At 64.6% G+C, this 25,795-nt stretch carries 18 protein-coding genes; 11 read left to right on the top strand and 7 right to left on the bottom strand.

What is annotated here, in order from left to right; genetic code table 11:
- Positions 1 to 21 precede the first annotated feature (21 nt).
- The gene (locus WBR68_RS12750) at positions 22 to 3,105 is read right to left on the bottom strand and encodes a T6SS effector BTH_I2691 family protein (RefSeq protein ID WP_230694421.1); all 3,084 of its coding nucleotides are present in this window, start codon (positions 3,103 to 3,105) and stop codon (positions 22 to 24) included.
- Between the two features lie 421 nt (positions 3,106 to 3,526).
- On the opposite strand from WBR68_RS12750, the gene WBR68_RS12745 reads away from it, so the two are divergent.
- A complete protein-coding gene (locus WBR68_RS12745; RefSeq protein ID WP_230694420.1) occupies positions 3,527 to 3,907 on the top strand; it encodes a cupin domain-containing protein in 381 nt (126 codons plus the stop codon).
- Between the two features lie 3 nt (positions 3,908 to 3,910).
- Here the strand turns inward: WBR68_RS12745 and WBR68_RS12740 are convergent, their stop codons facing one another.
- The gene (locus WBR68_RS12740) at positions 3,911 to 5,080 is read right to left on the bottom strand and encodes an MFS transporter (protein ID WP_230694550.1); all 1,170 of its coding nucleotides are present in this window, start codon (positions 5,078 to 5,080) and stop codon (positions 3,911 to 3,913) included.
- A 455-nt stretch (positions 5,081 to 5,535) separates the two neighbouring features.
- Here WBR68_RS12740 and WBR68_RS12735 point away from each other — a divergent pair, with 455 nt between their 5' ends.
- Positions 5,536 to 8,628, top strand: a complete 3,093-nt coding sequence (locus WBR68_RS12735; protein WP_230694419.1) for a WG repeat-containing protein — start codon at positions 5,536 to 5,538, stop codon at positions 8,626 to 8,628.
- 2 nt (positions 8,629 to 8,630) lie between these two features.
- Entirely contained in the window at positions 8,631 to 11,510 is a 2,880-nt protein-coding gene (locus WBR68_RS12730; protein WP_230694418.1) for a WG repeat-containing protein, read from the top strand.
- Between the two features lie 47 nt (positions 11,511 to 11,557).
- Here the strand turns inward: WBR68_RS12730 and WBR68_RS12725 are convergent, their stop codons facing one another.
- A complete protein-coding gene (locus WBR68_RS12725) occupies positions 11,558 to 12,418 on the bottom strand; it encodes an isocitrate lyase/PEP mutase family protein (RefSeq protein WP_230694417.1) in 861 nt (286 codons plus the stop codon).
- Between the two features lie 102 nt (positions 12,419 to 12,520).
- Between WBR68_RS12725 and WBR68_RS12720 the strand changes: the two genes are divergently transcribed.
- Positions 12,521 to 13,417, top strand: coding sequence for a LysR family transcriptional regulator (locus WBR68_RS12720; protein WP_050445632.1), 897 nt, complete (start codon positions 12,521 to 12,523; stop codon positions 13,415 to 13,417).
- A 213-nt stretch (positions 13,418 to 13,630) separates the two neighbouring features.
- Here the strand turns inward: WBR68_RS12720 and WBR68_RS12715 are convergent, their stop codons facing one another.
- The 3 genes from WBR68_RS12715 to WBR68_RS12705 form a co-directional block, all read right to left on the bottom strand.
- On the bottom strand, positions 13,631 to 14,446 hold the full coding sequence (locus WBR68_RS12715; protein ID WP_050445631.1) for a siderophore-interacting protein: 816 nt from the start codon (positions 14,444 to 14,446) through the stop codon (positions 13,631 to 13,633).
- Between the two features lie 30 nt (positions 14,447 to 14,476).
- Positions 14,477 to 15,190 (bottom strand): PadR family transcriptional regulator, encoded by a 714-nt coding sequence (locus WBR68_RS12710; RefSeq protein WP_205736942.1) that lies wholly within the window; start codon positions 15,188 to 15,190, stop codon positions 14,477 to 14,479.
- An 84-nt stretch (positions 15,191 to 15,274) separates the two neighbouring features.
- Positions 15,275 to 16,147 carry a helix-turn-helix transcriptional regulator gene (locus WBR68_RS12705; RefSeq protein ID WP_127185919.1) on the bottom strand — a complete coding sequence of 291 codons (873 nt, stop codon included), beginning with the start codon at positions 16,145 to 16,147 and terminating at the stop codon, positions 15,275 to 15,277.
- Positions 16,148 to 16,340: 193 nt separating this feature from the next.
- On the opposite strand from WBR68_RS12705, the gene WBR68_RS12700 reads away from it, so the two are divergent.
- Positions 16,341 to 17,780 carry an MFS transporter gene (locus WBR68_RS12700; protein ID WP_230694416.1) on the top strand — a complete coding sequence of 480 codons (1,440 nt, stop codon included), beginning with the start codon at positions 16,341 to 16,343 and terminating at the stop codon, positions 17,778 to 17,780.
- Between the two features lie 2 nt (positions 17,781 to 17,782).
- On the opposite strand, the gene proC is transcribed toward WBR68_RS12700, so the two are convergent.
- The gene (gene proC, locus WBR68_RS12695; protein ID WP_230694415.1) at positions 17,783 to 18,589 is read right to left on the bottom strand and encodes a pyrroline-5-carboxylate reductase; all 807 of its coding nucleotides are present in this window, start codon (positions 18,587 to 18,589) and stop codon (positions 17,783 to 17,785) included.
- Between the two features lie 304 nt (positions 18,590 to 18,893).
- Between proC and WBR68_RS12690 the strand changes: the two genes are divergently transcribed.
- The 6 genes from WBR68_RS12690 to WBR68_RS12665 all read left to right on the top strand — a co-directional run bounded on the left by WBR68_RS12690 (position 18,894) and on the right by WBR68_RS12665 (position 25,743).
- A complete protein-coding gene (locus WBR68_RS12690; RefSeq protein ID WP_230694414.1) occupies positions 18,894 to 20,321 on the top strand; it encodes an FAD-binding oxidoreductase in 1,428 nt (475 codons plus the stop codon).
- 90 nt (positions 20,322 to 20,411) lie between these two features.
- A complete protein-coding gene (locus WBR68_RS12685) occupies positions 20,412 to 21,494 on the top strand; it encodes an ABC transporter substrate-binding protein (RefSeq protein WP_230694413.1) in 1,083 nt (360 codons plus the stop codon).
- 60 nt (positions 21,495 to 21,554) lie between these two features.
- Positions 21,555 to 22,634, top strand: a complete 1,080-nt coding sequence (locus WBR68_RS12680; RefSeq protein WP_230694412.1) for an ABC transporter ATP-binding protein — start codon at positions 21,555 to 21,557, stop codon at positions 22,632 to 22,634.
- Between the two features lie 4 nt (positions 22,635 to 22,638).
- Positions 22,639 to 24,414: an ABC transporter permease subunit gene (locus tag WBR68_RS12675; RefSeq protein WP_230694411.1), complete on the top strand. Its 1,776-nt coding sequence runs from the start codon at positions 22,639 to 22,641 to the stop codon at positions 24,412 to 24,414.
- Between the two features lie 33 nt (positions 24,415 to 24,447).
- Positions 24,448 to 25,353: a 4-hydroxy-tetrahydrodipicolinate synthase gene (dapA, locus tag WBR68_RS12670; protein WP_050445622.1), complete on the top strand. Its 906-nt coding sequence runs from the start codon at positions 24,448 to 24,450 to the stop codon at positions 25,351 to 25,353.
- Positions 25,354 to 25,371: 18 nt separating this feature from the next.
- On the top strand, positions 25,372 to 25,743 hold the full coding sequence (locus WBR68_RS12665; protein ID WP_230694410.1) for a hypothetical protein: 372 nt from the start codon (positions 25,372 to 25,374) through the stop codon (positions 25,741 to 25,743).
- The last annotated feature ends 52 nt before the right edge of the window (positions 25,744 to 25,795 follow it).

Raw genomic sequence — 25,795 nt, 5'->3', positions numbered from 1 at the left:
GATTGAGTTTTGATCGGGCCACTACGCTTCCTCTGTCATGTTGATGCGGGCGTAGCCGGTAAGGTCGTCCTTGTCGGGCCAAAAGGTGATCTCAATCGTGGCGCTCTTAATGCTGTGCAACGGCCCCAGCCAGTATCGACAACTCAAGATGGGAGACTCTCGGGTCGGCAAGCACTGATGATTCACAGTCAGATGTCTAAACACCTCCAGGCCGGGAGCTCCATGCCCGCTGTTGTGATGCATGGAGGCCAGAACCCCTTCCGACAACGTGGGAAGACGTCGACCGCTTCGTTCGATGCCAAACCGTTTCAAAAGAAGCTTGAATTCGAAGCTCGACCTCGAAGGATCGAAGCCGGGGAGCACGATTCGATAGCCAAGTTCTGTTCCCGATTCGATTCCACCCGTTGCCTTAATCTCCAAAATATCCGCCGTCAAAAGCGTATCGGCATCCATTGCGCGCTTGGCGGAATGAAAGCCTAGGGTCGCGTCCATGCCGATGAACGCAGCATTCAGTGCTGACATTGCCGCATCCATTTGATCGGCAGTCGCCCAGCGACGCTCTTGCTCGGCCCTACCGAAGTAGGAGCGACGAGTCCATAGTTCCAAACTATCTGACTCCAGCTTCTTGGCGATTTTCCCGATCAAAAATGCGGCTATTCCTAATGCAATGCCGATACCTAGGGGCCCTAACAATGCGCCGCCCGCTACCGCGCCTAACCCGCTAAAAATGGCACCGCCGGTAGCGAGGAAGCCGCTAAGCCGATACGCAAATGGAGCGCTAGCATCTCCCTCGGCCTCAGCGCGATTCGCCGCCGCAAAACTCCCCACCCCGTCCGCCACCCCTGCCCCATACAACGCGGCCATCGCTTCCGGATGACGTGCACCAACGGTCTCCCGCGCCGCATCCAGAGTGGTTCGCACACTGTCATGCAGGAAGTACAAGCTAAGCAGCGATAGCGCGCCATAGCCCGACCCGACCGACAAGCGCTTCAAGCTCGTCAGCCCATTCTTCGCGAACTCCTGCGCATGCGCCGCGCTTAGTTCCAGGCCTTTCAGCAGTTGCGCAGCCGGGACTTCCAGGTTCTTCATACCGACCGAGATCTTTCGCATTGCGCCGTTCGACACCTTGCGCGCCGCCTCTTCTGCTTGGCGGACTACTCCTTCCACCTGGCGCGCCACATTTCCTACTTGATCACCGGCTACTTTCTCAAAGGCGTTGATTCGCTTCCGGATGTCTTCCGCGCTGCCTTCCATCCACAGCGTCACGTCAATCAGCGTATTGCGCACCGCTGGGTCCGGGATGCTGATCAAGCCTGTGAACACAAACGCGCGTACGCGCCGGCTGGCGTCTTGTTGCAGGGACTCGCCGGCGCGTTGCAGTTCTTCCGCGCAAATGGACAGCAATTCCCCCACCGTGAGTTGAATGACGACCTGTGTCATCTGAGCCTTGCGGTACAGCCACGCACCGCCCACGTGAACCGCATCGACGGCGGCTTTGGAACTGGCGCTCAAGTGTTGATTCAGGCGCTTGCTGGCGCCGTGCATGGCCGTCAGAAGTTGGTCGGCGGCGTCTGCCGCGCGGCCTTCTCGCCATGCACCGATTTCTTTGCTGCTGATGATGCTTTTGACGGCGTCGAAGTATTTTTTCCCAGCGTCGTTGGCAACCGCCCCGGCGCCAAACAGAGGGATAAAGGTGGTTTGCAAATCGGTCCGATGGCCGTTCAAGGCGATATAGGCAGCGCTGTTCGGATCGCTTAGCAACGACCGCCACGCCGTGCCGGTGGGCCCCAGCGTTTCGGGTTCCGCCGACACGGCATCGGACGCGGGCATCGCATCCGTGATCCCACCGTCCAAACACGCACCAACCGTAATCAAGCGCAGCAGACGCGACCGTTCATCGGTATCGGAATAATCCATTGCCACGATGCGCTTCCACGCCGCGCTGCCCACCACCTGCGCCCAATCCTTGCCATACGCATCGATATCTTTTTCAAACCGCTTGATGTCCCGGTCATACCGCGCCTGAAAGCTCGCCCGGCCATGGCGGCGCGGCTCAGCGGGGGGATTGGTTTCCCAGTAACGTTCTTTCAATCGTTCAACGCGATCGGTGATCTTGGCTTGCACACGTTCTTGCCGTTCACGCGCGGGGTCCCGGAACACGGGCGGCGTGCCGGACTCGCTGGGCATGATGGCAAGCAAGGGCGTAGGGCTATCCATCGTCTCGGCGTCGGCCTGCACGGCGTACATCTGTTGAATCGCCAGCAGGCATTGCGAGGTCAGATACGCGTAACGTCGTTCCGGCTCTTCGGACCACAATCGCTTCTGCGTGTAGGCGGCCAAGCGGACGTTGTTGAGCTCTTCGGCCATGCCTATCGGGTCGGGCAGGACCAGCCCGCTCACACCTTTCGGTAAGCGATGCTGCCGTTCCATCAGCGTTAGATAGTTCCGCATGCCCGTGGCTTGCGCCACGCGCGATGACCAGCCGTGAACACTGCCGAAGTCATCGACACCGCTGACATACTCCGCCACGTGTTTGTTCAACGGATGCTGATGTTCCAGCGCCAGCGCGGTGCCACCCGCCGTGGGATCGTCCCGCAGCTTGGGCAGATCCACGATGACAAACCGTTGCGGGTAATTGGCATTCAAACCCTTGCCTGACTTGTACGCATCCAACACGTCCGTCGGCCAAGGGTCTTGCGAGTATGCGATCCAGGCCAGCTTGTACTGATCAATGTCGATACCGATGAACGACGCGGGCAGGTCGTGCGCTGCCTGAACGCAGCGCTCGGCCAATGGAGCAGGCTCGGCGCGCGCCATCTCGTAAGGATTGAAATGCCGCATATGGCCCGCATCGGTCACTTGATAGGCGTGCCATACCCTGCGGTCCAGCAGCACATACACATAGCCCTTGCGCATGATGCGCAGCGATTCTTGCAGACCAGGATGCGTCAGCGCACCCCTTGCGCGCAAGAACGGACTCTTGCCCACCGCCGCCGGGCGCAGCAGCAGAATCGGTACGCCGTTGCGTTCGCAGGCGTTGCAACTACCGGCTGGCAGCGGCAAGGTTTCTTCCACGAGGTCGATAAGCGTTTGGCTGAGCGTCATGCGAACACTCGACGGCCAAGGGTTTTGCTGGCAATGCAAAACGTTGTGAGGGTGGGCATGACGGGCTCCGTCGTCGTGTCGGCCGTGGCGGCCGGGTTGCCTCTCGAACGAGGCGCTAGCCGGACTAATGCAACATCCATGCCATGCATCACGTTCGGTCAATAACCTCCATGAAATCAATGGCTTGCCATACCACTAAGACACTTACGACGGAACTCTCAGATCCGAATCCCCGCGAAACCGCCGTTTTTCACCAGAAAACGGGCCAGTTTTGACCCGATTAAAAAATATCGCTATTGAATCAATGGCTTGTGGCGGGTCAAAATTGGCCCGATCGGGTCAAATCTGGCCCGATCAGGGTCCACGCTGGATCGTGCCTTGAAGAATGACCACACGCCCCTCTTGCCTAAGGATTCGAACCATGGCTCTTGATCTGTCATCGCACTATGTTTTGCTGGACGCCACCGGCGCCGCTTCAACGGTCAATGGCGGGGATGCGTTCTGGTCGCAGTCGCCTGACGAGCTGGACAAATTTGGCCGGGGCTGGCTGGTGTCCGAATACACCTTCGCCAATGACTGGCCGCAGTGGGAAATGCACCCCGAGGCCGACGAGATCGTGCGCCTGATGTCGGGCGCTGCGGAGTTGCATCTGGAATGGCCGACGGGCAATCAGGTTGTAAAGATGCTGGCGGACGACGCCTATGTGATCCCCAAGGGCGTGTGGCATACCGTCAAGGTCATGGAGCCCTGTCGCATGCTGCACATCACAATGGGCGCCGGCACGCAGCACCGGCCTGTATAGGGCTTAACCGGGCGCGCCGACCGTACGCACACGCAGGATCTCGCGGTCGTCGATGGGCCAATGCAACACGGCGGACACGACCCCCAGCACCATCGCGCCCAGCCAGATCAGGTCATACGACCGCGTGGCCTCGAACACCACGCCGCCCAGCCACACGCCCAGGAACGACCCTAGCTGATGGCCGAAGAACACGAAGCCGAACAGCGTGGTGAGGTAGCGCACACCGAACACCTGCGCGATCAGGCCGTTGGTGAGCGGCACGGTGCCCAGCCAGACAAAGCCCATGATGGCGGCGAATGCGTACACGGTCCACGCGGACAGGGGCAACAGCAAGAACAGGGCAATTGCCGCCGTGCGCAGCAGGTAGATACCAGCCAACAGGTACTTGCGGCGATGCCGCGCGCCCAACACGCCGAACACGTAGGTGCCCATGACATTGGTCAGCGCAATGATGGCCAAGGCCGCCACCGCGTCGGACGCGCGCAGCCCCTTATCCATCAGATAGGCGGGCAGGTGCGTGCTGATGAACGCCAGTTGAAACCCGCAAGCCAGGAAGCCCAGGTTCAGCAGCCAGAAGCCGGGCCGCGTGAACGCTTCGCCGATCGCGTCGCGCAACGACAGGCTGGCGTCCTGCCCATTGGCGCCGCGCGCCGCGCTGTCGGGCTCGCGCAGCGGCCGCGCCAAGGGCAGCATGACGGCCATCAGTACCGCGAACACCAGCAACGCGCTGACCCAGCCCCATCCCCCGATCAGCCCCTGCGCGGCGGGCACCATCGCGAACTGCCCCAGGCCGCCCGCGGCGCCGGCCACCCCCAGCGCCCACCCCCGGCGCTCGGGCGGCACCAGCCGGCTTAGCGCGCCATAGATCACCGCGAACGCGGTGCCGGACAGCGCGATGCCGATGCACACGCCCGCCGTCAACATGAAAGCCATGGGTGTGACCGCATGCGCCATGCCGACCAGGCCCAGCGCGTAGAACACCAGCCCGCCCGCGATGACCTTGGCCGATCCATAGCGGTCGGCCACCATGCCGGTAAACGGCTGCGCGAGGCCCCAGGTAAGGTTTTGCACGGCCAGCGCCATCGCGAAGGTGTCGCGGCTCCAGCCCCGGTCCATCGACACGGGCAAGAGGAACAAGCCCTGCACGTGGCGCACGCCCAGGGCCAGGCCCATGATGATGCCGCCAGCCAGCACCAGCAGCCACAAGCGTGAGGGGTCGAGGGATGAAGCGGCGGGACGTGAAGCGGCGGGATGTGATGCAGCGGGCTGTGACGCAGCGGGCTGTGACGCATCGCCGGGGCAAGCGTCTGGGCAAGACGGGGCAAGGGGCGCTGGCATGGTGAACCTCTCTGGTCGCGCGATGGGCCTCGGCACGGGAAACATCGCGGCTCCATTACAGAAGGGCCGCCACGTGGCTTCAAGCGATTATTTTTTGCCCGCTGCATGCGGGGCGGGAATGCGAAAAACCGTCGCTTGTTAACGCTTCGTTTTCTATCGTTACATTTACCCTTTCGTCGCCCCCTACGGCTGGTTACAGTGCTGCCTTCGCATATTCTGGCAAGGCATACGACCATGTGGCACGTCCGGCTTGGCTCTCCTTTTTTCGCGGCCCACGTCCGCGTGTTCGCATGATGCGCACCGCGATCAAGCCCTTGGCGCTGGCCCTGGCGCTGGCCTTGCCCGCCCTGCCCGATACGGCGCGCGCCGACTCCTGGCTGGACCAATGCAGCACCAGCTATTACGGCCGAAGCGAGGACACGGCCTGCCATCAGTCCTTCAGCGACGGCCTGGCGGCCGTGCTGACCGGGTCGCGCAGCGACGAAGCCGGCGCCTGGGGCTATATCGACAAGCAGGGGCGCATGGCCGTCACGCCTGCCTACGAGCACGCATCGCCGTTTCAGAATGGCTTGGCCGCTGTCAGCCAGGGCCACTTGTGGGGCTACATCGACACCAAGGGCCAGTGGGTCATCAAGCCGCGCTACACCAGGGCCTCGGGCTTTAACGCCGAAGGCACGGCGCTGGTTGAAGACGGAGAACTTAATCTGCTGATCGACCGGCAGGGCAAGATCGTCAAGACCTTTCCGCTGGGCACCCGCACATGGGGCTTCATGCCCGGCCAGAAGCTGGCGTCGATGGAGCTGCCCACGCCGCCGCGTCTGATCAACACCGCAACGGGCGCGGCCACCGCGCTGCCCGAAGGCGTGATGATGCTGGACGCGCCGTCAGCCGGCTATTTGCCGGCGCAGTTGCGCGGGTCACGCTATTCCGGCTGGTGGGGTTTGCTGGACGCGCAGGGCCGCTGGGCCGTGACACCGGATGTGCTGCGTTCGCGCGAAGCGCCCATGCGCGACGGCGACGTCGTGGCCGTGCGCCGCGAAAAAGATTGGACCTTCGTGAACCCGCGCGGCGAAGCGATTTCGCAAGCCAGTTACGAGCGCGTGCAGTGGTTGGCGTCCGGCCTTTGGCTGGTGGCGGACGAAGACGGCAAGTCCACCTTGCTGGACGGCAGGCTCAAGCCGGTGCATACCTTTTCCAAGCCGTACATGGGGGTGCAGCAGCGCGACGGCTGGCGCTATCTGTCCGACGCATCGACAACGCTGTTGATCAGCCCTGACGGCACGGTGCAAAAACTGGCGATACGCGACGGCCGCGTCGACATCGTTCAGGGCCGGGCTTGGGTTTATGGCATGCCGGTCGATACCGCCGCCAGCGCTGGCGGCATGAGCGAGGCCGCGAGCGACGCCACAGACGACGAACCACCGGTGGCGGTGGAAGCATCGGACGGCAACGTGGACATCGCCACTGACGCCTACGCCTCCGACGCGGTGGCCGACTCGGTCGGAACCTACGCGGCAGACGCCTCCAAGCCCGCATCGGACGGGGCGACGGCGGCGGCCGCGACCGTCGTGACAGACGCCGCCGAAACGGCCGACGCTGGGCAAGCGGCCGCCAACGCGGAAGTGGCCGACACGCTTAGCGCGGATGAGGCGTCGTATGCCGCCCTCGCGGTCAACGCCGAAGCTTCCCTCATGCAGGTGTACGCCGCCAACGGCAAGCCCTTGCTGGATGCGGATATCGCCTTGCGCCTGCGCAGCTACGACGTCAGCGCATTTTCTCCCGGCAAATCCGCCCAGCGCGGTTCCGACGGCCAGACCATGCCGCTGGCGCTCTTGCGTGACCTCAACGGCGCACGGCCCCTGGCCATCCTGACCGCCACGGGCAAGATCGTGTCGAACCCGCAATGGGAGAACATCAACACCTATGACGTGACGATGCCGCTGGTGGTGCGCGCCACGAACGATAAGGTGGGCGCCATCGACAGCCAGGGCGAATGGGCCGTGCCGCCTGAATATGACGACTTGCGCACGTTCAAGGGCCCCTACACCTGGGCGCGTACCCGCGACATGATGCGCAACGACGCTCTGCTGATCGATGCACACGGCAAACCAGTGAGCCTGCCTGACGAGGTCAGCGCGACGGCGTCCGAGCTAGAGGGCGAGCTGCTGGTCTACCGCGCCGCGGACGACAACCGCCAACGCCGCTGGGGCCTGTGGAACATCCGCTTGGGCGCGCCCGCGCTGAAGCCGGAATTTGATCGCATCGAAGAATTCGACGGCGACTGGGTTCGCGTGCAGGACAAGGGCCGTTGGGGCGTCGTCAACCGCCAGGGCCAGTGGGTCGTGCCGGCCACGCAAGACAGCGCCTACAACATGGACTACCTGGGCAACGGCTTCATGCTGGTGAACGAGCCGGAAGGCAAGGGCCTGGCCGGCCGCTACGGCGGCAGCCCGTATCGGATGGTCAACCTGCGCACCGGCAAGCGCAGCGACATCATCTACGGCAAGCCAGACAAGCTGCAAGGCGACCGCTACATCGGCGAACTGGCCGACGGCAGCGCCGTGCTGTTCGACGCGCAGGGCCGGTCCACGCAGATCTCCGACGGCCAGCCCGAAAGCAAAGCGCAGCATGGCGATTGGCTGATCATCCGCCAACGCGAACGCGAAGGCGCCATCAACGCGCGCGGCCAACTGCAAGTGCCCGCGCTGTATGGCGAATTCAACCCCTTCTTCGTGCAGCCCGAGGGCTTGGCGCGCGTCAACCTGGGTTCGGGCTACCGCGTCATCAACCAGCAGGGCAAGACCGTGCTGGAAAAGTACGGCGACGGCTTTCCGCTGGCGTCCATGCAGCGCGTGCTGTTCGAGGACGATCGCGCGTCCACCTCCGTGCTGACGGACCTGCAGGGCCGCGAGGTCGCGCGCCTGTCCAACCGCTTTCCGGTGGGCTACCAGCGCGCCAGCGAAGGCGTGGTGCCTTACAGCGAAAACTACGGCAAGCAAGGCTTCCTGAACGCGGCGGGCAAGCGCATCGTGGGCGCGCACTTCAGTGAACTCGGTGCGCTCAAGCACGGTCTGGCCCGGGCGCAACGCCTGGACCGCACGGGCAAGCTGTACGGCTACATCGACCTGAGCGGACGCTACGCCATCCCTCCCGCGTTCACGTGGGCGCAAGATTTTCAGGACGAACGCGCCATGGTGTCTCGCGACCGCCTGGTCGAATTCATCGACACACGCGGCAAGACCACCACCACCTTCGGCGTGCTGTGCGACCAGATTGTGATCTTCGACGCGGAAGAAAACCTGAGCTGGCCGCGCGAGGCCCTGACCTGCCCCGACGCCACGCGCATCGATCCCCCCGCCCTAGACACCGCCAAAGCAGAATGACCATGACGTCACGTGTGATCCGCACCACCCGTATCGCCTGCGCCCTGGCCGCGCTGGGCGCATCCCTGTCCGCGCACGCCCAGATGGGCCATGTGTTTTGCGTCGACGAAGCCCGCGCGCGCAACGACGCCGCCGTCGACGACATCTCGTACCACACGCCCTACTCCAACGGCTGCATCCGCAACCTGGCGGACGGACGCGCCGCCGTGCTGCTGCCGTCCGCGCTGGAGCCGATGCGCCGCGTGCCGTCGGACGAATCCCTGCGCCGCCATGCCTGGGGCTTTCTGGACCAGAACGGCAGGCTGGTGATCCGCCCGATATTTGAGAACGTGCGCGACTTTCGCCATGGGCTGGCCGCCGTGCAGTGGCAAGGCAAGTGGGGGTTCATCAACCCACAAGGCCGCATGGCCGTGCCGCCGCGCTACGACAGCGTGGGCGACTTTGCCGAAATCGGGCTGGCCGTGGCCACGCTGGGCGGACGTCATGTGTTCATCAACCGCCAGGGTGAAACGGTGGGCGAGCCGCTGGACGCCGGCATCGAAAGTTTGGTGATTGAAGACGGCGTGCCCGCGCGGGCAACGGTGGCCTACAAGCTGGAATACCGGTCGCCAACGGGCGAACGCCGCTTCGCCAAGCCCGGCGTGAAAGTGACGCAAGCCTATGGCCAGGGGTTTTTCATCGCCGACAACGGCGAGTATCGATACGGCTTGGTCGACCGCGACTGGAACTGGGTGATTGAACCCATTTACGACGATATCTCGGTCAATCGCGACGGCATGCTGGCCGTGGCTTATGGGCCGGACGGCGTGGTGCTGCTGGGCACCGACGGCAAGGCGATCGGCGCGGACCAGCACTACGAATCGCTGAACCCCGTGGGCCGCAAGTTCTGGAGCGCGCAGTTGGGCGATCGCAAGGGCTATGCGGTGCTGGACACCGCTGGCCAATTGGTCGTGACCATGACGTCGCCTGAAGCCCAGGCCTCGCAACGCTTTGGCGACGTGATCGTGTACCCGTCGGGCGACACGATGATGGCCCTGGTGCCTGGCCAGCCCAAGCCGGTTCCGCTGGGCGCGGGCCTTGCGCCCAGCGTCGATGAAGCGGGCTTCGTGCTGTTCAGAGGCGACGCTGGCGTCGGCCTGCTGACGCCCAAGGGTGCTTGGTTGCACGGCGCCACCGCGCCCGCCTGGTTGGCGCAGGCCGGCACGATGGAAGTGCACCAAGGCCGGCTGTGGATCAAGAATCAGGAACGCGGGCTGCTCAATATCGTCGACGCCGACGGCCAGGTATTGCTCAAGCCTGAAGCCGTCGAAGCCGTGCAGAACATGCAACTGAAGGCCCTGGCCGTGGACTTGCCTGGCGCGCCCTTGGGCCTGCTGGGCCAGTCGCATTGCCAATGCGGCCCGGCGGGCGCCGGCCTGCTGCTGGCGGATGGCAGCCTGGTGACCGACCCGTCGTGGACGGACCTGACGATGCTGGAAGCCGGCGCGGACCGCGACAGCGATGCGCCAATATCCATCGACGGCCTCAAGCCGGAACAACTGCGCTACGCCGCGACCACCGCCGACGGCATACGCCTGCTGGATGCCCGTGGCCGCGTGATGGACCTGCCGGCGCAGCAATACATTGGCGCGTTTCACCAGGGCTATGCGCTGGTGTACGCCAAGGGCGTGAACAAGATGATCGACCGCAACGGCAAGCAGTACGCCTTGCCGGCCGATGTGTTCGATTCGCAAGTGGTGGCGCCGGGTGTGATGCGCTACGTCAAGACCGCCAGCGCCGATGCCCCGTGGGGTCTGTACGACTTCGTGGCGGGCAAGGAACTGGCCGCGCCGGCGTTTCAGGAGATCGGTGCGTTTGAGAGCGGGCGCGCGGTCGCGTCGCTGGGTGTTGGCCGCGTGGGCGTGATCGATCTGCAAGGCAAGTGGACCGTGCCGGCGCGCCATCATGCCGTCGAGCGCGTCAACGACACCTTGTGGAAGGTGACGCAGGCGAGCCCTCAGGACGACGACTACGCCCGCCCCGTTGCGCTGTTCAACAGCCAGGGCCGCGCGCTGACGCCCTTCATCAGCCGGCTGCAAATTGGCCAGACGGAAGACGGCGCCGTCACGGCCGAGAGCGATCAGCGGCGTTGGATCTTTTCTGCAGACGGCGCCAATGCGCAAGACCTGGAAGACGCGCTCTACACGCGCCTGGGCGACTGGCTGGAAATTCGTCGCACGCCCCGTCACGGCTATTTGAACGAGCTGGGCAAATGGCAGATTCCACCCAGCGCCGCCACCGGCTCGGTGTTCCAGGGCTCGCCCGCGCGTGCATTGGCCGCCGATGCAAGCGGGGCGCGCCTGATCGACCCGGCGGGCAAGACGGTAGTGACGCTGCCCGCGGGTGAATGGCAGTGGCCGCAAGGTTCACCGCAACTGCTCAGGCATTACGAGGTGGGCGGGCGGCTGCGGACGGACTATGTCGACACGAGCGGCAAGACACGGCTGACGGCCGAGGGCGTCACGTCGGCGTTTTCGGAAGGCCAGGCGGTGTCGCTGCTGCCCACCCGCGCAATGCGCGCGTTGAATACCAAAGGCGCGCTCACCGGCCCCGCGTTCAATGCACTGGGCACGCTGCGCGACGGCTTGGCGCCGGCCCTGGCTGACATGAACATCGGCTTTGTCGACCGCCAGGGCCAGTTTGTCATTCAACCCAACTACAGCACCGTCATGCCGTTCCTGAACGAGCGCGCGGTGGTGTCCACGATGGACTACTCGGAACTCATTGACCCGGCCGGCCGTGCGCTGGCCCGCGTGGAGATGATCTGCGGCGTGCGCGCGCTGTACGGTAGCGCGGGGCAGCGCTTATGGCCCAACACCATGCCGGCGCGCTGCGACCGCTAGGGCTGCCGCGCGCTTGAAGCGCGGCTTGAAGCGCGGGCGTTGGACGCCTATTCCGTGTCCAACGCCAGGTAACGCTGGGTCTGCACGATGGCTTCGCGTTCCTTGAAGCTGGTCAGTTGGTCGGCCCGCGCGCTGCTGTCGCCGGTTTGCTTGATGGCGGCCAGCGTGGCCTGCATGGCGTGGATGGCGGCGCGCTGCAGGTCCGACGGAATGATGGCCAGCCGGTAACCCATGGCCGCCAGATCAGGCAGCGGCACCAGCGGCGTCTTGCCGCCATGGAACATGTTGATAAGCTTCAAGCCTGGCAGGCGATCGGCAATGGCGCGGATTTGCGCCAGCGTTTCAGGCGCTTCCACGAAAAGCATGTCGGCGCCCGCCTTCAGGTAACGCTCGGCGCGCGTGATAGCCGCATCAAACCCTTCGACGGCGATAGCGTCCGTGCGCGCAATGACCAGCGTGTCGGCGTCGCTCAATGTTTGCCGCGCGATGTGGACCTTGCGGCACATTTCTTCGACGTCTACCAGGCTCTTGTCGTCCAGGTGACCGCAGCGCTTGGGAAACGATTGGTCTTCAATATGAAAGGCCGCCACGCCCGCGCGCTCCATGATGCGTACCGTGCGCTCAACATTGGCGGAACCGCCGAAGCCCGTATCCGCGTCCGCCACTACCGGCAGCCCGCTGGCGTCCACGATTTTTTCCACGCGGTCCATCACTTCGGTAAAGCTGAGCAGGCCAATGTCCGGGTAGCCCGCCGCGCGCGCAATGGCGCCGCCGCTGGCGTAAACAGCGTTGAACCCTGCCATGGCCACCAGCCGCGCGGACATGCCGTCATACGCGCCGGGCGCCACGACAATGCCATCGGCCAAATGTTGGCGCAGCAAGGCGCCGGGTTTCAGAGGAGATTTCATGCGGGTTCCTGGAAGCGGGGATGGATGCGTGCATGATCGGCTTGCAGGTCTAGAATGTCCAATATATGGAAAGTTGATAATCAGTATTTAAAAGGTATCGATATGGAACTGCGGCATCTGCGGTATTTCGTGGTGACGGCCGAGGCGCAGCACTTCACGCGCGCGGCGGAAATCCTGGGCATGGCGCAGCCACCGCTGAGCCAGCAGATTCGGCAGTTGGAACAGGAAGTGGGCACGCCGCTGTTCGACCGAACGGGGCGCGGGGTGGTGCTGAATGATGCGGGTCGCGCGTTCCTGGCTTGCGCGCAAGATATCCTGCGGCGTGCGGAAACGGCCGTGCAGACCGCCCAACGCGCTGCCCGGGGCGAAGTGGGGGAACTGGCGCTGGGGTTTACGGAGTCGGCCTCGTTCAATGGCGTGGTGACGGAAGTGATCCGACGCTATCGCCAGCAGTATCCCGACGTTGAAATGACGCTGTCGCAAGGCGATAGCGAGACGCTGGTGGCGCAACTGCGCGATGGGGCGATAGACGCAGCCTTCGTGCGGCCACCGTTCGCGCTGGACGGCGGGCTGACGTTCACCCAGTTGACCGAGGAACCGCTGGTGGTGGCGTTGCCGCTGGGCCACGCGCTGGCGCGCCGCAAACGCTTGGCGCCAAAGGATCTGACGCAGGAACGCTTCATCCTGTATTCGCGAAAATCTGGCTACGGGCTAAGCGCGGACATCATGGCGGCGTGCCGCCAGCACGGCTTGAACCCCATGATCGGCCAACGCGCGCCGCAGTTATCGTCAGCGGTGAACCTGGTGGCGGCAGGCATGGGCGTGGCCGTGGTGCCGGCATCGCTGCGCCCCCTGCGCCCCGACGGCGTGGTCTACCGCCCCTTCGCCCTGGACTGGCCCCGCGCGGTGCTAGGCCTGGCGGTACGCGCGGAAAATCCCCGCGGCCGTATAGAAAACCTGCTGCGCCTGGCCCGAGAAAAGCCAAGGCCAACCCCGTAGGATGGGTGCAGCGCGAGGGGGCCGAAAAAAGAACGCAGACGCCGTTCGCGCGAAACCCATCAAGCAACGCCCCAATTCTTATCGAGCCCAACGCAAGAACCCCCACCGCAAGATGGGTTCCGCGCGCTAACCGCTTCGGTTTTTATCACGCCCCTGCCGCGCTGCACCCATCCTACGATGGGACGGACGCAGGATGGCACGAACGTAAGATGGTCACCCCTCATGCGACTCGTGCACCGCCACCGCCCCACGCTTCCAATAGCTCGCGGCGCGAATACGGGATTTATCGATCGCATGCCGTGACACCATGATTTCGCGCACGGTCTTGGCCACGGCGGATTCGGCGGCGACCCAGACATAGCCTTCCCCATCAGGCAACGTCAATTCACGCGCCGCATCCAGCAGCAGCGTGCTATATCCCGGCGCGGTGCCATTACGCGGCAACCAGCGCACCGACACATTCGCCGACGACGCCAGCGGCATCTCATTCTCGGCAGACGGCACTTCAATCAACACCAGCGCTTGCGCCTTTGCAGGCAGTTCCTCAAGCCGGCGGGCAATCGCAGGCAGCGCGGTTTCGTCGCCGATCAGCACATGCCAATCAAACGCCTTGGGCACCACGAACGAGCCGCGCGGCCCACCAATGCCCAACTGCTGACCCGGCTGCGCCTGTTCGGCCCACATGCACGCCGGGCCGTCGCCATGCAGCACAAATTCAATCTCCAGCTCACGACGCTCCGCATCAAAACGGCGCGGCGTGTAGTCGCGCGCGGCCGGCTTGGGCACACCGTCGGGAAACGTCACGCCATCCGGACCGACGCTGGGCAGCGCCGGGGGTTGTGTCGGATCGGCGGGAAAAAACAGCTTCACGTGGTCGTCAAACGAGGCAGACACAAAGTCCTGCAGGTCGTCGCCGGTAAAGGTAACGCGGGCCAACAGCCCCGCGACGCGCTCAACGCGCTGGACGGTCAGTACGCGCATTTTCAAGTTGTGGCGCACGCGCTCCACGGTCAGATCACTACGATTCATCAAAGCTCCAGATTCTGGGAAAGTGCGGGATCAAGCACAGGGCTTGCCGTTGATCTCGTCGGTGGCGCGCGCCAGGATGGCCGCGATGCGGCGTTGTTCGGCGGGTGACGCGTCGGTGCGTTCCATGAGCGCGCGGCGCATCGCATGGCGGGCTTCGACGAACTCGGGCACCCAGCCCGTACGCGCGTCCTCGCCGTCCGGCCCCAGGCTGCGCGGCTCGCCGCTCCATGCCTGCCGCATCCAATCCATCTTGCGGGCGATGTGCTTGAAGCGGTTGAACATCATCGACACGCGCTCGCGATTCGCGTCCAGATGAGCCCGGCCGGGATCCGCCAGGTGGTAGCGCTTCTTCGCGCCGTCTTGCTCGACGTTCGCGTAACCCAGCTCTTCCAGATAGGTCAGCGCGGGGTACACCATGCCGGGGCTGGGCGTGTAGAAGCCATTGCTAAGCGTGCCGAAGGCCTTGATCAGCTCGTAGCCATGGCTGGGGTTCTGTTCCAGCAAGCCCAGCAGCATCAACTGCAAGTCATCCGCGGACACGCGGCGGCCGCGTGTAAAGCCACGGCCATCGCCGCCAAAACCGTCGGCGTCGCCACGCCCCCCGTCAGGTGGCCCGGAAAACCAATCACCCCCGGCACTGGCGTGATGGGGGTGATGGGCGTGATGGGCGTGATGGTGATGGTGATGATGGCCACGGTGCCCGTGGGCGTGGGAATGGAAGGAATCGACGTCGTGCTGGTGCATGGAATGCCTCTTACGATGTATCTAAAGATATAGATCTTACGATACACCCGCAAAATTCCCGCCGTCAACCGGAAGCTTGTATCGCTAGGCGACGCCCCCCGTGTCGGAACCCGTGGCCAACCAGCGCGCAAACGCCGCCGCCCGGGGTTCGTCGGGCGCCGCCGCGTAAACGACCAGGCGCAGATGACGGCTTTCGTCGACGGTCAGCGTGGCGTGTTCCAACGCCACATCCCCCAGCGTCTCCACGTGCAGCTTGCGCTGGCCCATGCATGCGCCGTGCACGTCATGCTCGCGCCACCAGGTCTTGAAATCCGGCGATACGGCTTCCAGCTCGTCAACCAGCTCGGCAATATCCGGCACCCCGCTTGCGCTGGCGAAGTCGCGGCGGAAGGTGGACAGCATGGCGGGAGCCTGCGCGGACCAATCCACGAATAGCTGCCGCATGCGGGGCTCCACAAACAGCATCCAGAGCAGGTTGCGACGGCCCGGCGGCTGGGCCGAAAAATCGAACAAGCGATCTGCCGCGGCGTTCCACATCACCACGTCCCAACGCAGGTTCAGGATGTAGGCGGGCCGCGAGGGCAGGTCGTCCATCAGGCGGCGCACTTGGGGCGGCACCGTGCACCAGGTGCGGCCGGGTTCGGCGGGCGGACGCTGATGCGCAAGCAGATAAAGATGGCGGCGTTCGGCTGCGTCCAGCTTCAGCACGCGCGCCAGGTTTTCCAGGAAGGTGGCCGACACGCTGATGTTGCGGCCTTGCTCAAACCACGTGTACCAGGCCAGGCCCACGCCGGCCAACGCGGCGACCTCCTCGCGGCGCAACCCGGGCGTGCGGCGGCGGCTGCCGGCGGGCAAACCCAAGTCCGACGGGTTGAGGCGTGCACGCCGCAGGCGCAGGAATTCGGCCAGGTCGGGGCGCGTGCGGTCCAGGCGTTCAGGGGTGGGGTTTGGAGTCATGAAGGGGCGCGAATCGGGTTTGGTGGACGGGGCTACTGCGGGCTGATTACTGCTGACGGGTTGCGGCTGACGGGTTACGGCTGGCGCGCTGCTGTTCCCCGGGTATTGCCTGTAGTAACAGCATAAACAGCTAAATTGTATAAGGCTGCGAGCCCGCCCAGAATAGCGCCGATTCCAATCCGATAGCGCTGACATGACCTCGAACGCCCTGCCTTCCCCCCTTACCCGCCCCACCCCCACCCTGGGTCCGCTGGGTCTTGCTGTCCTGTTGTCAGGCGGCTTCATCACCATCTTCGATTTGTTTGTGGTGAACGTCGCCATCCCCAGCATGCAGCGCACGCTGGCGGCCAGCTTTTCGCAAATCAACTTCATCATTGCCGCCTACGAAATGGCGTATGGCGTGCTGTTGATCGCGGGCAGCCGTCTGGGCGACCGCCACGGCCGGCGCCGCATGTTCATGCTGGGCATGGCCGGTTTCGCGCTGGCCTCGGCGATGTGCGGACTGGCGCCCAGCGCCAACGCGTTGATCGGCGCGCGGGTGCTGCAAGGCGTGGCGGCGGCCCTGCTGTTTCCGCAGGTTTATGCGTTGATCCGTGTCAGCTTCGACGGGCAGGCGCGACGACGCGCGTTCGGCCTGATGGGCATGACGCTGGGGCTGGCCGCCATTGCCGGCCAGGTGCTCGGCGGATGGATCGTGCATGCCGACCTGTTTGGTCTGGCGTGGCGCACCATCTTCCTGATCAACGTGCCGCTGGGCTTGCTGGCCTGGCGTCTGGCGCGCCACATTCCCGAATCCCGCGAACCTTCCGGCGCGGCCATGGATTGGCCCGGCGCGGCGTGCGTGGCGGCGGGCCTGGCCTTGCTGCTGCTGGCGCTGATCGAGGGGCCGGCGCGGCACTGGCCGGCCTGGTCTGTCGCGTGTGGCGCAATGGCAGTGCTGCTGTTGCTGTCGTTCGTGCGCCTGCAACGCGCCGTCAAAGCGCGCGGCGGCGCCCCGCTGGTCGACATGGGCTTGATGACACAGCCGCGCTTTGCGGTGGGGTGCCTGTTGGTGATGCTGGTGTTTTCGACGGCCAGCGCCATGTTTCTTTGCTACGCGATGCTGGTGCAAACCGGCTTCGGGCTGGACGCGTTGACGGCCGGGCTGATATTCGCGCCGGCAAGCGTCGGCTTTGTGGCCGGCTCCATGGCCGCGCCGCGCCTGATGGCCCGCTTCGGCACGCCCGCCATTACGCTGGCCGCCCTGCTTTACGGCGGCGCCACCGCGACATTGATGGTGCAGGTGGGCATGGCCGGCGCGGCCTTGTCGCCCTGGTCGCTGGTGCCCGCCTTGGTGTGGTTGGGCGCGGCGCAGGGCGCGGTCAATACGCCGCTGGTCAACGTGGCGCTGGGCTTGGTCGAAGACCGTCACGCCGGCATGGCCGCGGGCGTGGTGTCGACCTTGCAACAAGTAGGCGCGGCGCTGGGCGTCGCGGCGGCGGGCATGCTGTTCGGCGGCGCGCTGCAAGCCAATGCCGACGCCAGCGCGCCCGAACGCTACGCGCAAGCCTTCAGCGCGGCCATGCAGTTCAACGTCGCGGCGATCACGGCGGCGGTGCTGTTGCTGTGGTGGTTGAGCCGCAGGGGTTTGTAGCCTTAGCCCGCCGACAATTCGCGCGCGCGCGCTTCGGCCTTGCGCACCGCCTGCGTGATCGCATCGGCCACACCGGCATCCCGCATGTGCGACAGCGCCGCGTAGGTGGTGCCGCCCTTGGACGTGACGCGCTCTTGCAATTCCGTCAGCGGCACCGCTTCGGCGGCCGCCAAGCCCGCCGCCCCCCGAAACGTGGACACGGCCAGGCGGCGTGCGTCGTCCGCCGAAAAGCCCAGTTCCAACGCGCCCTTTTCCAAGGCCGCCATGAAATGGAACACGTAGCCGGGGCCGCTGCCCGTGACGGCGGTCACCGCATCGATCATGGCTTCGGTATCGGTCCAGATGCGCTCGCCCACCGCGGCGAACAGAGCATCCACCCGATTGCGATCGACCTGGGCGCAGGCCGGCGTGGCGTACAGGCCCGTCATGCCCAGACCCACCTTGGCCGGCGTATTGGGCATGGCGCGTACGATGCGCGCGTGCCCGCCCAACCATTGCGACAACGACGCCAGGTCCACCCCGGCGGCGATGCTGATCACCGTGGCGTCAGGCGGCAGGAATGCTCGCACCTGGCCGCAGGCTTCTTGCAACCCTTGCGGCTTGGTGGCCAGCACACACATTGCGGCGTCGCCGATATCAGCACCCACGCTTTCCCGGCAGGCCAGGCCGCGCGCGATGAGCGTATCGCGCGTCGGCGCGTACGGCTCCACCACCAGGAAATCTGCCAGTTCACGGCCCTGTCCGAGCAAGCCGTCAATGATGGCGGAGGCCATGTTGCCGCCTCCGATGAATACGATTTTTTCGCGCATAGGGATGGGGTCCAAGGAAGGTTGCCAGCCAGGAAGGCAGCGGGTCAGCAGTAGATTGCATAACGCACGATATGATTGTATTTCGATCATTTTGGCGACTGCAATCCGGGCGTGCCATTAGACGACGAGGCGGGCCTTGCTGCACCACCAGCCCGTGTCCTCATGCCGAAGTCCCGCCTAGGACATACCCTAAAATCAATTGATATACGATTAATCAAATCGAAAAGCGATTTAATCGATCGTATGCTGTGCCTCAATGCACTCGGGTTCCCTTGAACCCCGAGCTTCATTCGGGACCACAGACATGACCAACGGCATCACCCTGCTAGACGCGTTGACCCAGGCCCTGGGCGCCGACGCCATCCTTCATACCGAGGCCGACACCGCGGGCTACACCGAAGACTGGCGCGGCCGGTACAAGGGTCCGGCGCTGTGCGTCGCCCTGCCGGGCAACACGCAGCAGGTGGCCGATATCGTGCGGCTGTGCAACGCGCACGCCACGCCGGTACTGCCCCAAGGCGGCAACACCAGCCTGTGCGGCGGCGCGGTGCCAAACGCGACCGGCAAGCCGCCCGTCATTGTGAACCTGGCCCGCATGCGCCACGTGCGCCGGGTCGACGCCGCCAACAATTCCATGGAAGTCGAAGCGGGCTGCGTGCTGGCCACGGTGCAGGACGCCGCCGCCGCAGAAGGCAGGCTCTACCCGATCAGCCTGGGCGCCGAAGGCTCCTGCCAGATAGGCGGCACCATCGCCACCAACGCGGGTGGCACCGGCGTGCTGCGCTACGGCAATACCCGCGACAACATCCTGGGCCTGGAAGTGGTGCTGCCAGACGGCGCTATCTGGAACGGCCTGACAGCGCTGCGCAAGAACAATACGGGCTTCGACCTTAAGCACCTGTTCATCGGGGCCGAGGGCACGATGGGCATCGTCACCGCCGCCGTGCTCAAGCTGCATCCCCTGCCCACCCGCCACGCCGTGGCCTGGATGGCGCCGGACAGCCCGCAAGCGGCGCTGGACATATTGGGCATGTTCCAACGCAGCTGCGGTTCGCGTCTGTCGGCCTTTGAAATGATCGACAGCAACCAACTCGACATCGTGATGGCGCACGTGCCGGGCCGCAAGAACCCGCTGGATGGCACGCACCCGTGGCATGTGCTGATTGAACTGTCCGACACCGGCAGCGGCGAAGAACTGCAAGACCTGTTGCAGCAGACGCTGCTGCAAGCTTCTGAACGTGGCCTGTTGCACGACGCCGTGCTGGCCAGCAACGACACCCAGCGCGCCGCGCTGTGGGAAGTGCGCCACAGCGTGTCCGAAGGCAATAAGAAAGCGGGCGTGGGCCTGACCACCGACAGCGCCGTGCCGGTCGCAAGCGTGCCGCGCTTTATCGACGAGGCCACCGCCGCCGTGCGCCGGCTGGTGCCGGACTTGCCCGTGCTGATCGTGGCGCACCTGGGCGACGGCAACGTGCACTTCATTCCCTTTTTCACGTTCGACGCCTGGAACGCCCTGCCCGACCGCGACGCGATGGCCGCTGATATCCGCCGTGCCGTCAACGATGTGGCCGACGCGCTGGGCGGCACCTTCAGCGCCGAACACGGCGTGGGCCGCACGTCGCTGGCCGAAATGGCGCATTACAAGTCGCCGGTTGAACTGGCGATGATGCGCGCGCTGAAGTCCACCTTTGATCCCGCCAATTTGTTCAACCCCGGCCGCTTGCTGCCCTGAGCGGCGGTCTTTGAGCGGCTGTCCTTGATCTGTTTTCTTGATTCGCCGTCCTTGATCCGTAGTCCCTGACCCGACCCGCAGGAGTCTTCCATGAAATCCATCCCCCACAACGCTTCGCGCCGCAACGCGCTGAAATCCGTCGCCGCCGGCGCCGCCGCCCTGGCCATGCCCATGATCTGGACGCCGTCGCGCGCGGCCTCCAAGCGCATCGTAGTGCGCGATGACGGCGGCATCTACAGCAAGGCGTATGGCGCCGTGTTCTACAAGCCGTTCTCGGAAGCCACCGGCATCCAGGTGGTGGGCGTGCAGGCCAACGCCGAGCCCACCGCGCAAATCCGCAGCATGGTCGACACCGGCAACTACACCTGGGACATGGCCAAGATCAGCCAACCCGCCATCCTGATGCTGACCGAAGGCGGCAAGGTCTATCTGGAAAAGCACGGCCTGGAATCCGACCCGGTCGTGGCCACCATTCCGAAGCAATACATGTCGCCCTTTGGCGTGGGCAACAACGTCTACACCACCGTGCTGGCGTACCGCACCGACGCTTTCAAAGGCCGCCGCGCGCCAGAGTCGTGGGCCGATTTCTGGAACGTGAAAGACATTCCCGGCCGCCGTGGCCTGCGCAAGCATCCGTTCGACACCATCGAAGAAGCCCTGATGGCCGACGGCGTGCCCACCGACAAGGTCTACCCCTGCGACATCGACCGCGCCTTGGCCAGCCTGGACAAGATCAAGCCGTCGGTCGACGTGTGGTGGAACACGGGCGCGCAGGTTGAACAGATGCTGGGATCGGGCGAAGTCGACATGATCGCCACCTGGGTGTCGCGCGCGCAATCGGCCATTGCCAACGGCGCGCCGGTGCAGATCGTGTGGGACCAGAACATCTGGGGCTGCGACAACTGGGCCATTCTGAAAGGCTCGCCCAACGCCGACGCCTGCCGCGAGTTCATCAAGTTTGCGTCCGACCCCAAGCGCCAGGCGTCGCTGGTGGAATACTTTGCGGCCGGCGTCACGCAGCCCGCCGCCTTTGACTACATCAAGGCCGACGTGGCGCGCAACTGCCCCACGCACCCCGACAACATCAAGACCGGCTTGCACATCAACGCGGCGTACTGGCTGGACAAGCAGCGCGACGTGCTTGAGCGTTTCAACGGCTGGGTCTTGCAGTAAGTCGTCAATCGCGCGCCACGCCCGTGGCGCGCACCGGGCATCTTTAACGTGTTGAACACCATGTCTTCTTCCAATCTGCAAATCTCGGGCCTGGGCAAACGCTATGGCGATTTCGTCGCGCTGGCGCCCACGCACCTGGACGTCGCCCGTGGCGAATTCCTGACGCTGCTGGGTCCGTCCGGCTCTGGCAAAACCACCCTGTTGAGCCTGATCGCCGGCCTGGCGCAGCCCGACGAGGGCCGCGTGCTGATCGACGGCGCCGACGTCACCCATGGCGCGCCGTATGAACGCGATATCGGCATGGTGTTCCAGAACTACGCGCTGTTTCCGCACATGAGCATCGAGGAGAACATCGCGTTTCCCTTGAAGATGCGCAAGGTGCCGGCGGCCGAAGCGCGCCGCCGCGCGCACGAGGCGCTGGAAATGGTGCGCCTGCCGCACGTGGCCACGCGCCTGCCGCGCGAGTTGTCGGGCGGCCAGCAGCAACGCATTGCGCTGGCGCGCTGCATGGTCTACCGCCCCGCCATCATCTTGATGGACGAACCGCTGGGCGCGCTGGACAAAAAGCTGCGCGACCAGATGCAGTTGGAGATCAAGCGCATCCACCGCGAGCTGGGCACCACCATCGTGTACGTCACGCATGATCAGGAAGAGGCCATGACGATGTCCGACCGCATCTGCCTGATGAACGGCGGCGCGATCGAACAACTGGGCACGCCGGCCGATCTGTATTTCCGCCCGCGCACCTTGTTCGTGGCCGATTTCCTGGGCGAATCGAACCTGCTGCAAGGCGAGGTCACGGCAGTGGACGGTGACACGCTGACCGTGAAGCTGGCGCATCAAGGCGTGACCGGGCAAGCGCTGTCCAACGGCGCCCCCATCAAGGCCGGCCAGAAGGTCACGGTGATGCTGCGCCCGCAGAACCTGCGCGTGGGCCTGACCGGCCCCGGTCTGACCGGCAAGCTGCTGGACGTGATGGTGACCGGCAGCTTGACCAAGCTGTACCTGGATTCCGGCGTGCCCGACGCCGCGCCCATCGTCGTGGCCTACCCCACGCAGCGGCAGGCCGAGCAGTACGCCATCGGCCAGCCCTTGACCGTTAGCTGGCAAGCCGCCGACGCGGTGGCGATTGCGGAGTGAACGCATGACACCCCTTGCCCCCCCTCGCAAGCGCATGAGCCCCGGCCGCCGCCATTTCCTGATGGCGGCGCCACTGGTCGTGCTGCTATTGGTGCTGCTGATCTATCCGGTTGGCCAGTTGCTGTTGTTAAGCGTGGTCGACGACCAGGGCTTCACGCTGGCGCAGTACCACCGGCTGTTCGAATCGTCGGTGTATATCAACGTGCTGCTGATCACGTTGAAGATCTCGTTATGGACTACGTTCTTCTCGGTGGTCGCGGGCTACCCGGTGGCCTATCTGATTTCCAGCCTGACGGCCAAGCGCAAGACCTCGCTGTTGTTCTGGGTGCTGCTGTCGTTCTGGACCAGCTTCCTGGTGCGCACCTTTGCGTGGGTGGTGCTGCTGGGCCGCAATGGCGTGGTGAATCAGTTGCTGCAAGCGCTGGGCATCCTGGATGCGCCGGCCAACCTGCTCTACAACTTCGGCAGCGTGCTGGTGGGCATGGTGCATGCACTGATGCCGCTGGCGGTGCTGACGATGCTGTCCGTCATGGAGAACATCGACCGCAACCTGCCGCGCGCCGCGTCCACGCTGGGCGCGCGCCCGGGCACCGCGTTCTGGAAGATCTATTTCCCGTTGTCGATGCCGGGTGTCGCGGCCGCGGCTATCATGGTGTTCGTGACCGCCATCGGCTTCTTCATCACGCCCGCGCTGCTGGGCGGGCGCAAGGAAACGATGATCACGCAAATCATCATCGACCAGGTGCAGCAGACCATGAACTGGGAGTTCGCCGGCGCGGTGTCGGTGCTGCTGCTGGTGGTGGTGCTGGTGGTGTTCGCCATCTATGACAAGGTGCTGGGCCTGTCCACCATGACGGGCGGCGCGTCTACCCGCGTGCGCGCGTCCGGCAAGGAAAGCCTGTCGCGTCGCGCGGGTGATGCGGTGCTGACAGTGCTGGCCAACGTGTCGGATGCGCTGTTCGCACTGCTGCCCAAGCGCATGCGGCGTTCGGTGTCGGGCACCGGGCAGTCGCGCACGCTGTGGTGGATGGTGCTGATTGTGCTGGCGTTTCTTAGCGCGCCGGCGTTCCTGATGATTCCGCTGTCATTTGATTCCGGGTCCGGGTTGACGTGGCCGCCCAAGGGCTTTTCGCTGCAATGGTACGAGCAGATGTTCACGTCGCCCGTCTGGATGCAGGCCATTACGCGGTCGCTGATCGTGGGGGTGGGCACGGGCTTGCTGGCGATGCTGATCGGCACACCAGCCGCCTTCCTGCTAGTGCGCGCCAACATGCGCGGCAAGTCGGCGATGCTGGCCTTCGTGCTGTCACCCATCGTGGTGCCGCGCATGATCATCGCCGTGGGCATGTTCTATTTCTTCGCCCGCGTGGGTCTGGTGGGCTCGATGATCGGACTGATCCTGGCGCACACGGTGGTGGCGGTGCCGTATGTGGTGATCACGATGATGGCGGTGCTGCGCAACTACGACACGCGGCTGGACCTGGCGGCGCAAAGCCTGGGCGCGGGGCCGTGGTCCACGCTGCGCTTCGTGACGTTCCCGATTCTGGGTGCGGGACTGATGTCGTCGTTCCTGTTCGCGTTCGCCACGTCGTTTGATGAATTGACGATTGCGCTGTTCGCCTCGGGTGGTCTGAACGCCACGCTGCCCAAACAGTTCTGGGACGAGGTGACGCTGCAGATTTCACCCGTGATTGCGGCGGTATCCACCTGCTTGTTTATTTTCATTGCCGCGCTGATCTGGCTGGCCGACAGGCTGCGCCGCCGCAGCCTGGCCAACTGAACCCGGCGCGATTGTTTTTTTAGGAACTCCAACATGCTGAACGCAACCCATCTGCGCGGAATCTTTCCCGCGATCCCGACGCCGGTCAACGCCGACGACACCATCAACGTTAAGGCGGCCCAGGCGCTGGTGGCCTACCTGCTCAAGCAAGGCATCGACGGCATCGTACCGTTGGGGGGCACGGGCGAATACGGCGCGCTGGCCCGCGCCGAGCGCATCCGCATGTGCAAGCTGACGGTGGACGCTGTCGCCGGCCGCGTGCCGGTAATACCCGGCGTGCTGGACCCCGGCTTTCATGATGCGCTGCAAGCGGGCAATGAATTCGCGGATGCTGGCGCGGATGCCTTGATGGTGCTGACGCCGTACTACACGACGCCGACGCAAGCGGGCATCCGCGATTATTTCCTGCGCTATGCGGACGCGTCGCCGCTGCCCGTGATGATCTACGAAATTCCGTACCGCACGCGGATTGCGATTGCGCCGGAGGTGCTGCATGAGCTGTCGCGCCATGAAAATATCATCGGCATGAAGGCGTGCAATACCGACATGTATCACTTCCTGCGCACGGTGGCGGGGGTGGATGAATCGTTCGCGGTGTTCAGTGGGGAAGATACCTTGCTGCCGGTGCATCTGGCCGCCGGCGCAAAGGGTGGAATCGTGGTAACGGCAAGCCTGCTGCCGTCGGCGTGGAAGCAGGTGTATGCGTTGGCAAAGGAAGGTCGCACGAGTGAGTCGATGGCGCTGCACCGCCGCTTGATTCCGATGATGAACCTGGCGTTTGCGGAAACAAATCCGGGGCCGATGAAGTCGGTGATGGATTTGATCGGGGTAGATGCGCCCGAGGTGCTAGATCCGCTGGTGGCCCCGGCGGAGGGGTTGCAGGCGAAGCTGCGTGAGGAGTTGGCGCCGCTGTTGGAGGAGTTTGAGGGGGTGAAGTAGGCGAGGGGGTCCGCGCGCGTGGCACTTCGGCAAGCGCTGCCTGATGGGTTGCGCGCGATGGGTGTTGGCGTTCTTGCGGTGATTTTGTCGCGCTTCACCCATCCTACGATGGCTTCGCGGCATGCGCTGCCTGATGGGTTGCGCGCGGTGGGTGTTGGTGTTCTTGCGGTGATTTTGTCGCGCTTCACCCATCCTGCGATGGCTTCGCGGCATGCGCTGCCTGATGGGTTGCGCGCGGTGGGTGTTGGTGTTCTTGCGGTGATCTTGCCGCGCTTCACCCATCCTACGATGGCTTCGTGGCATGCGCTGCCTGATGGGTTGCGCGCGATGGGTGTTGGTGTTCTTGCGGTGATCTTGCCGCGCTTCACCCATCCTTGTATGTTTTCATAGCACTTACCGATCTTGCTTCGGGGGTGCTGGGGATCGGGACGCACCCATCCAT

It is taken from the genome of Achromobacter sp. JD-1 (genome assembly GCF_038594925.1).
Taxonomy (GTDB): domain Bacteria; phylum Pseudomonadota; class Gammaproteobacteria; order Burkholderiales; family Burkholderiaceae_B; genus Achromobacter; species Achromobacter spanius_C.
This window is presented reverse-complemented; position numbering and strand designations above follow the sequence as displayed.

Coding starts and splice junctions, on each gene's coding strand:
- WBR68_RS12750 (WP_230694421.1), bottom strand. CDS start 3,105: ATGACGCTCAGCCAAACGCTTATCGACCTCGTGGAAGAAACCTTGCCG.
- WBR68_RS12745 (WP_230694420.1), top strand. CDS start 3,527: ATGGCTCTTGATCTGTCATCGCACTATGTTTTGCTGGACGCCACCGGC.
- WBR68_RS12740 (WP_230694550.1), bottom strand. CDS start 5,080: ATGGGCCTGGCCCTGGGCGTGCGCCACGTGCAGGGCTTGTTCCTCTTG.
- WBR68_RS12735 (WP_230694419.1), top strand. CDS start 5,536: ATGATGCGCACCGCGATCAAGCCCTTGGCGCTGGCCCTGGCGCTGGCC.
- WBR68_RS12730 (WP_230694418.1), top strand. CDS start 8,631: ATGACGTCACGTGTGATCCGCACCACCCGTATCGCCTGCGCCCTGGCC.
- WBR68_RS12725 (WP_230694417.1), bottom strand. CDS start 12,418: ATGAAATCTCCTCTGAAACCCGGCGCCTTGCTGCGCCAACATTTGGCC.
- WBR68_RS12720 (WP_050445632.1), top strand. CDS start 12,521: ATGGAACTGCGGCATCTGCGGTATTTCGTGGTGACGGCCGAGGCGCAG.
- WBR68_RS12715 (WP_050445631.1), bottom strand. CDS start 14,446: ATGAATCGTAGTGATCTGACCGTGGAGCGCGTGCGCCACAACTTGAAA.
- WBR68_RS12710 (WP_205736942.1), bottom strand. CDS start 15,190: ATGCACCAGCACGACGTCGATTCCTTCCATTCCCACGCCCACGGGCAC.
- WBR68_RS12705 (WP_127185919.1), bottom strand. CDS start 16,147: ATGACTCCAAACCCCACCCCTGAACGCCTGGACCGCACGCGCCCCGAC.
- WBR68_RS12700 (WP_230694416.1), top strand. CDS start 16,341: ATGACCTCGAACGCCCTGCCTTCCCCCCTTACCCGCCCCACCCCCACC.
- proC (WP_230694415.1), bottom strand. CDS start 18,589: ATGCGCGAAAAAATCGTATTCATCGGAGGCGGCAACATGGCCTCCGCC.
- WBR68_RS12690 (WP_230694414.1), top strand. CDS start 18,894: ATGACCAACGGCATCACCCTGCTAGACGCGTTGACCCAGGCCCTGGGC.
- WBR68_RS12685 (WP_230694413.1), top strand. CDS start 20,412: ATGAAATCCATCCCCCACAACGCTTCGCGCCGCAACGCGCTGAAATCC.
- WBR68_RS12680 (WP_230694412.1), top strand. CDS start 21,555: ATGTCTTCTTCCAATCTGCAAATCTCGGGCCTGGGCAAACGCTATGGC.
- WBR68_RS12675 (WP_230694411.1), top strand. CDS start 22,639: ATGACACCCCTTGCCCCCCCTCGCAAGCGCATGAGCCCCGGCCGCCGC.
- dapA (WP_050445622.1), top strand. CDS start 24,448: ATGCTGAACGCAACCCATCTGCGCGGAATCTTTCCCGCGATCCCGACG.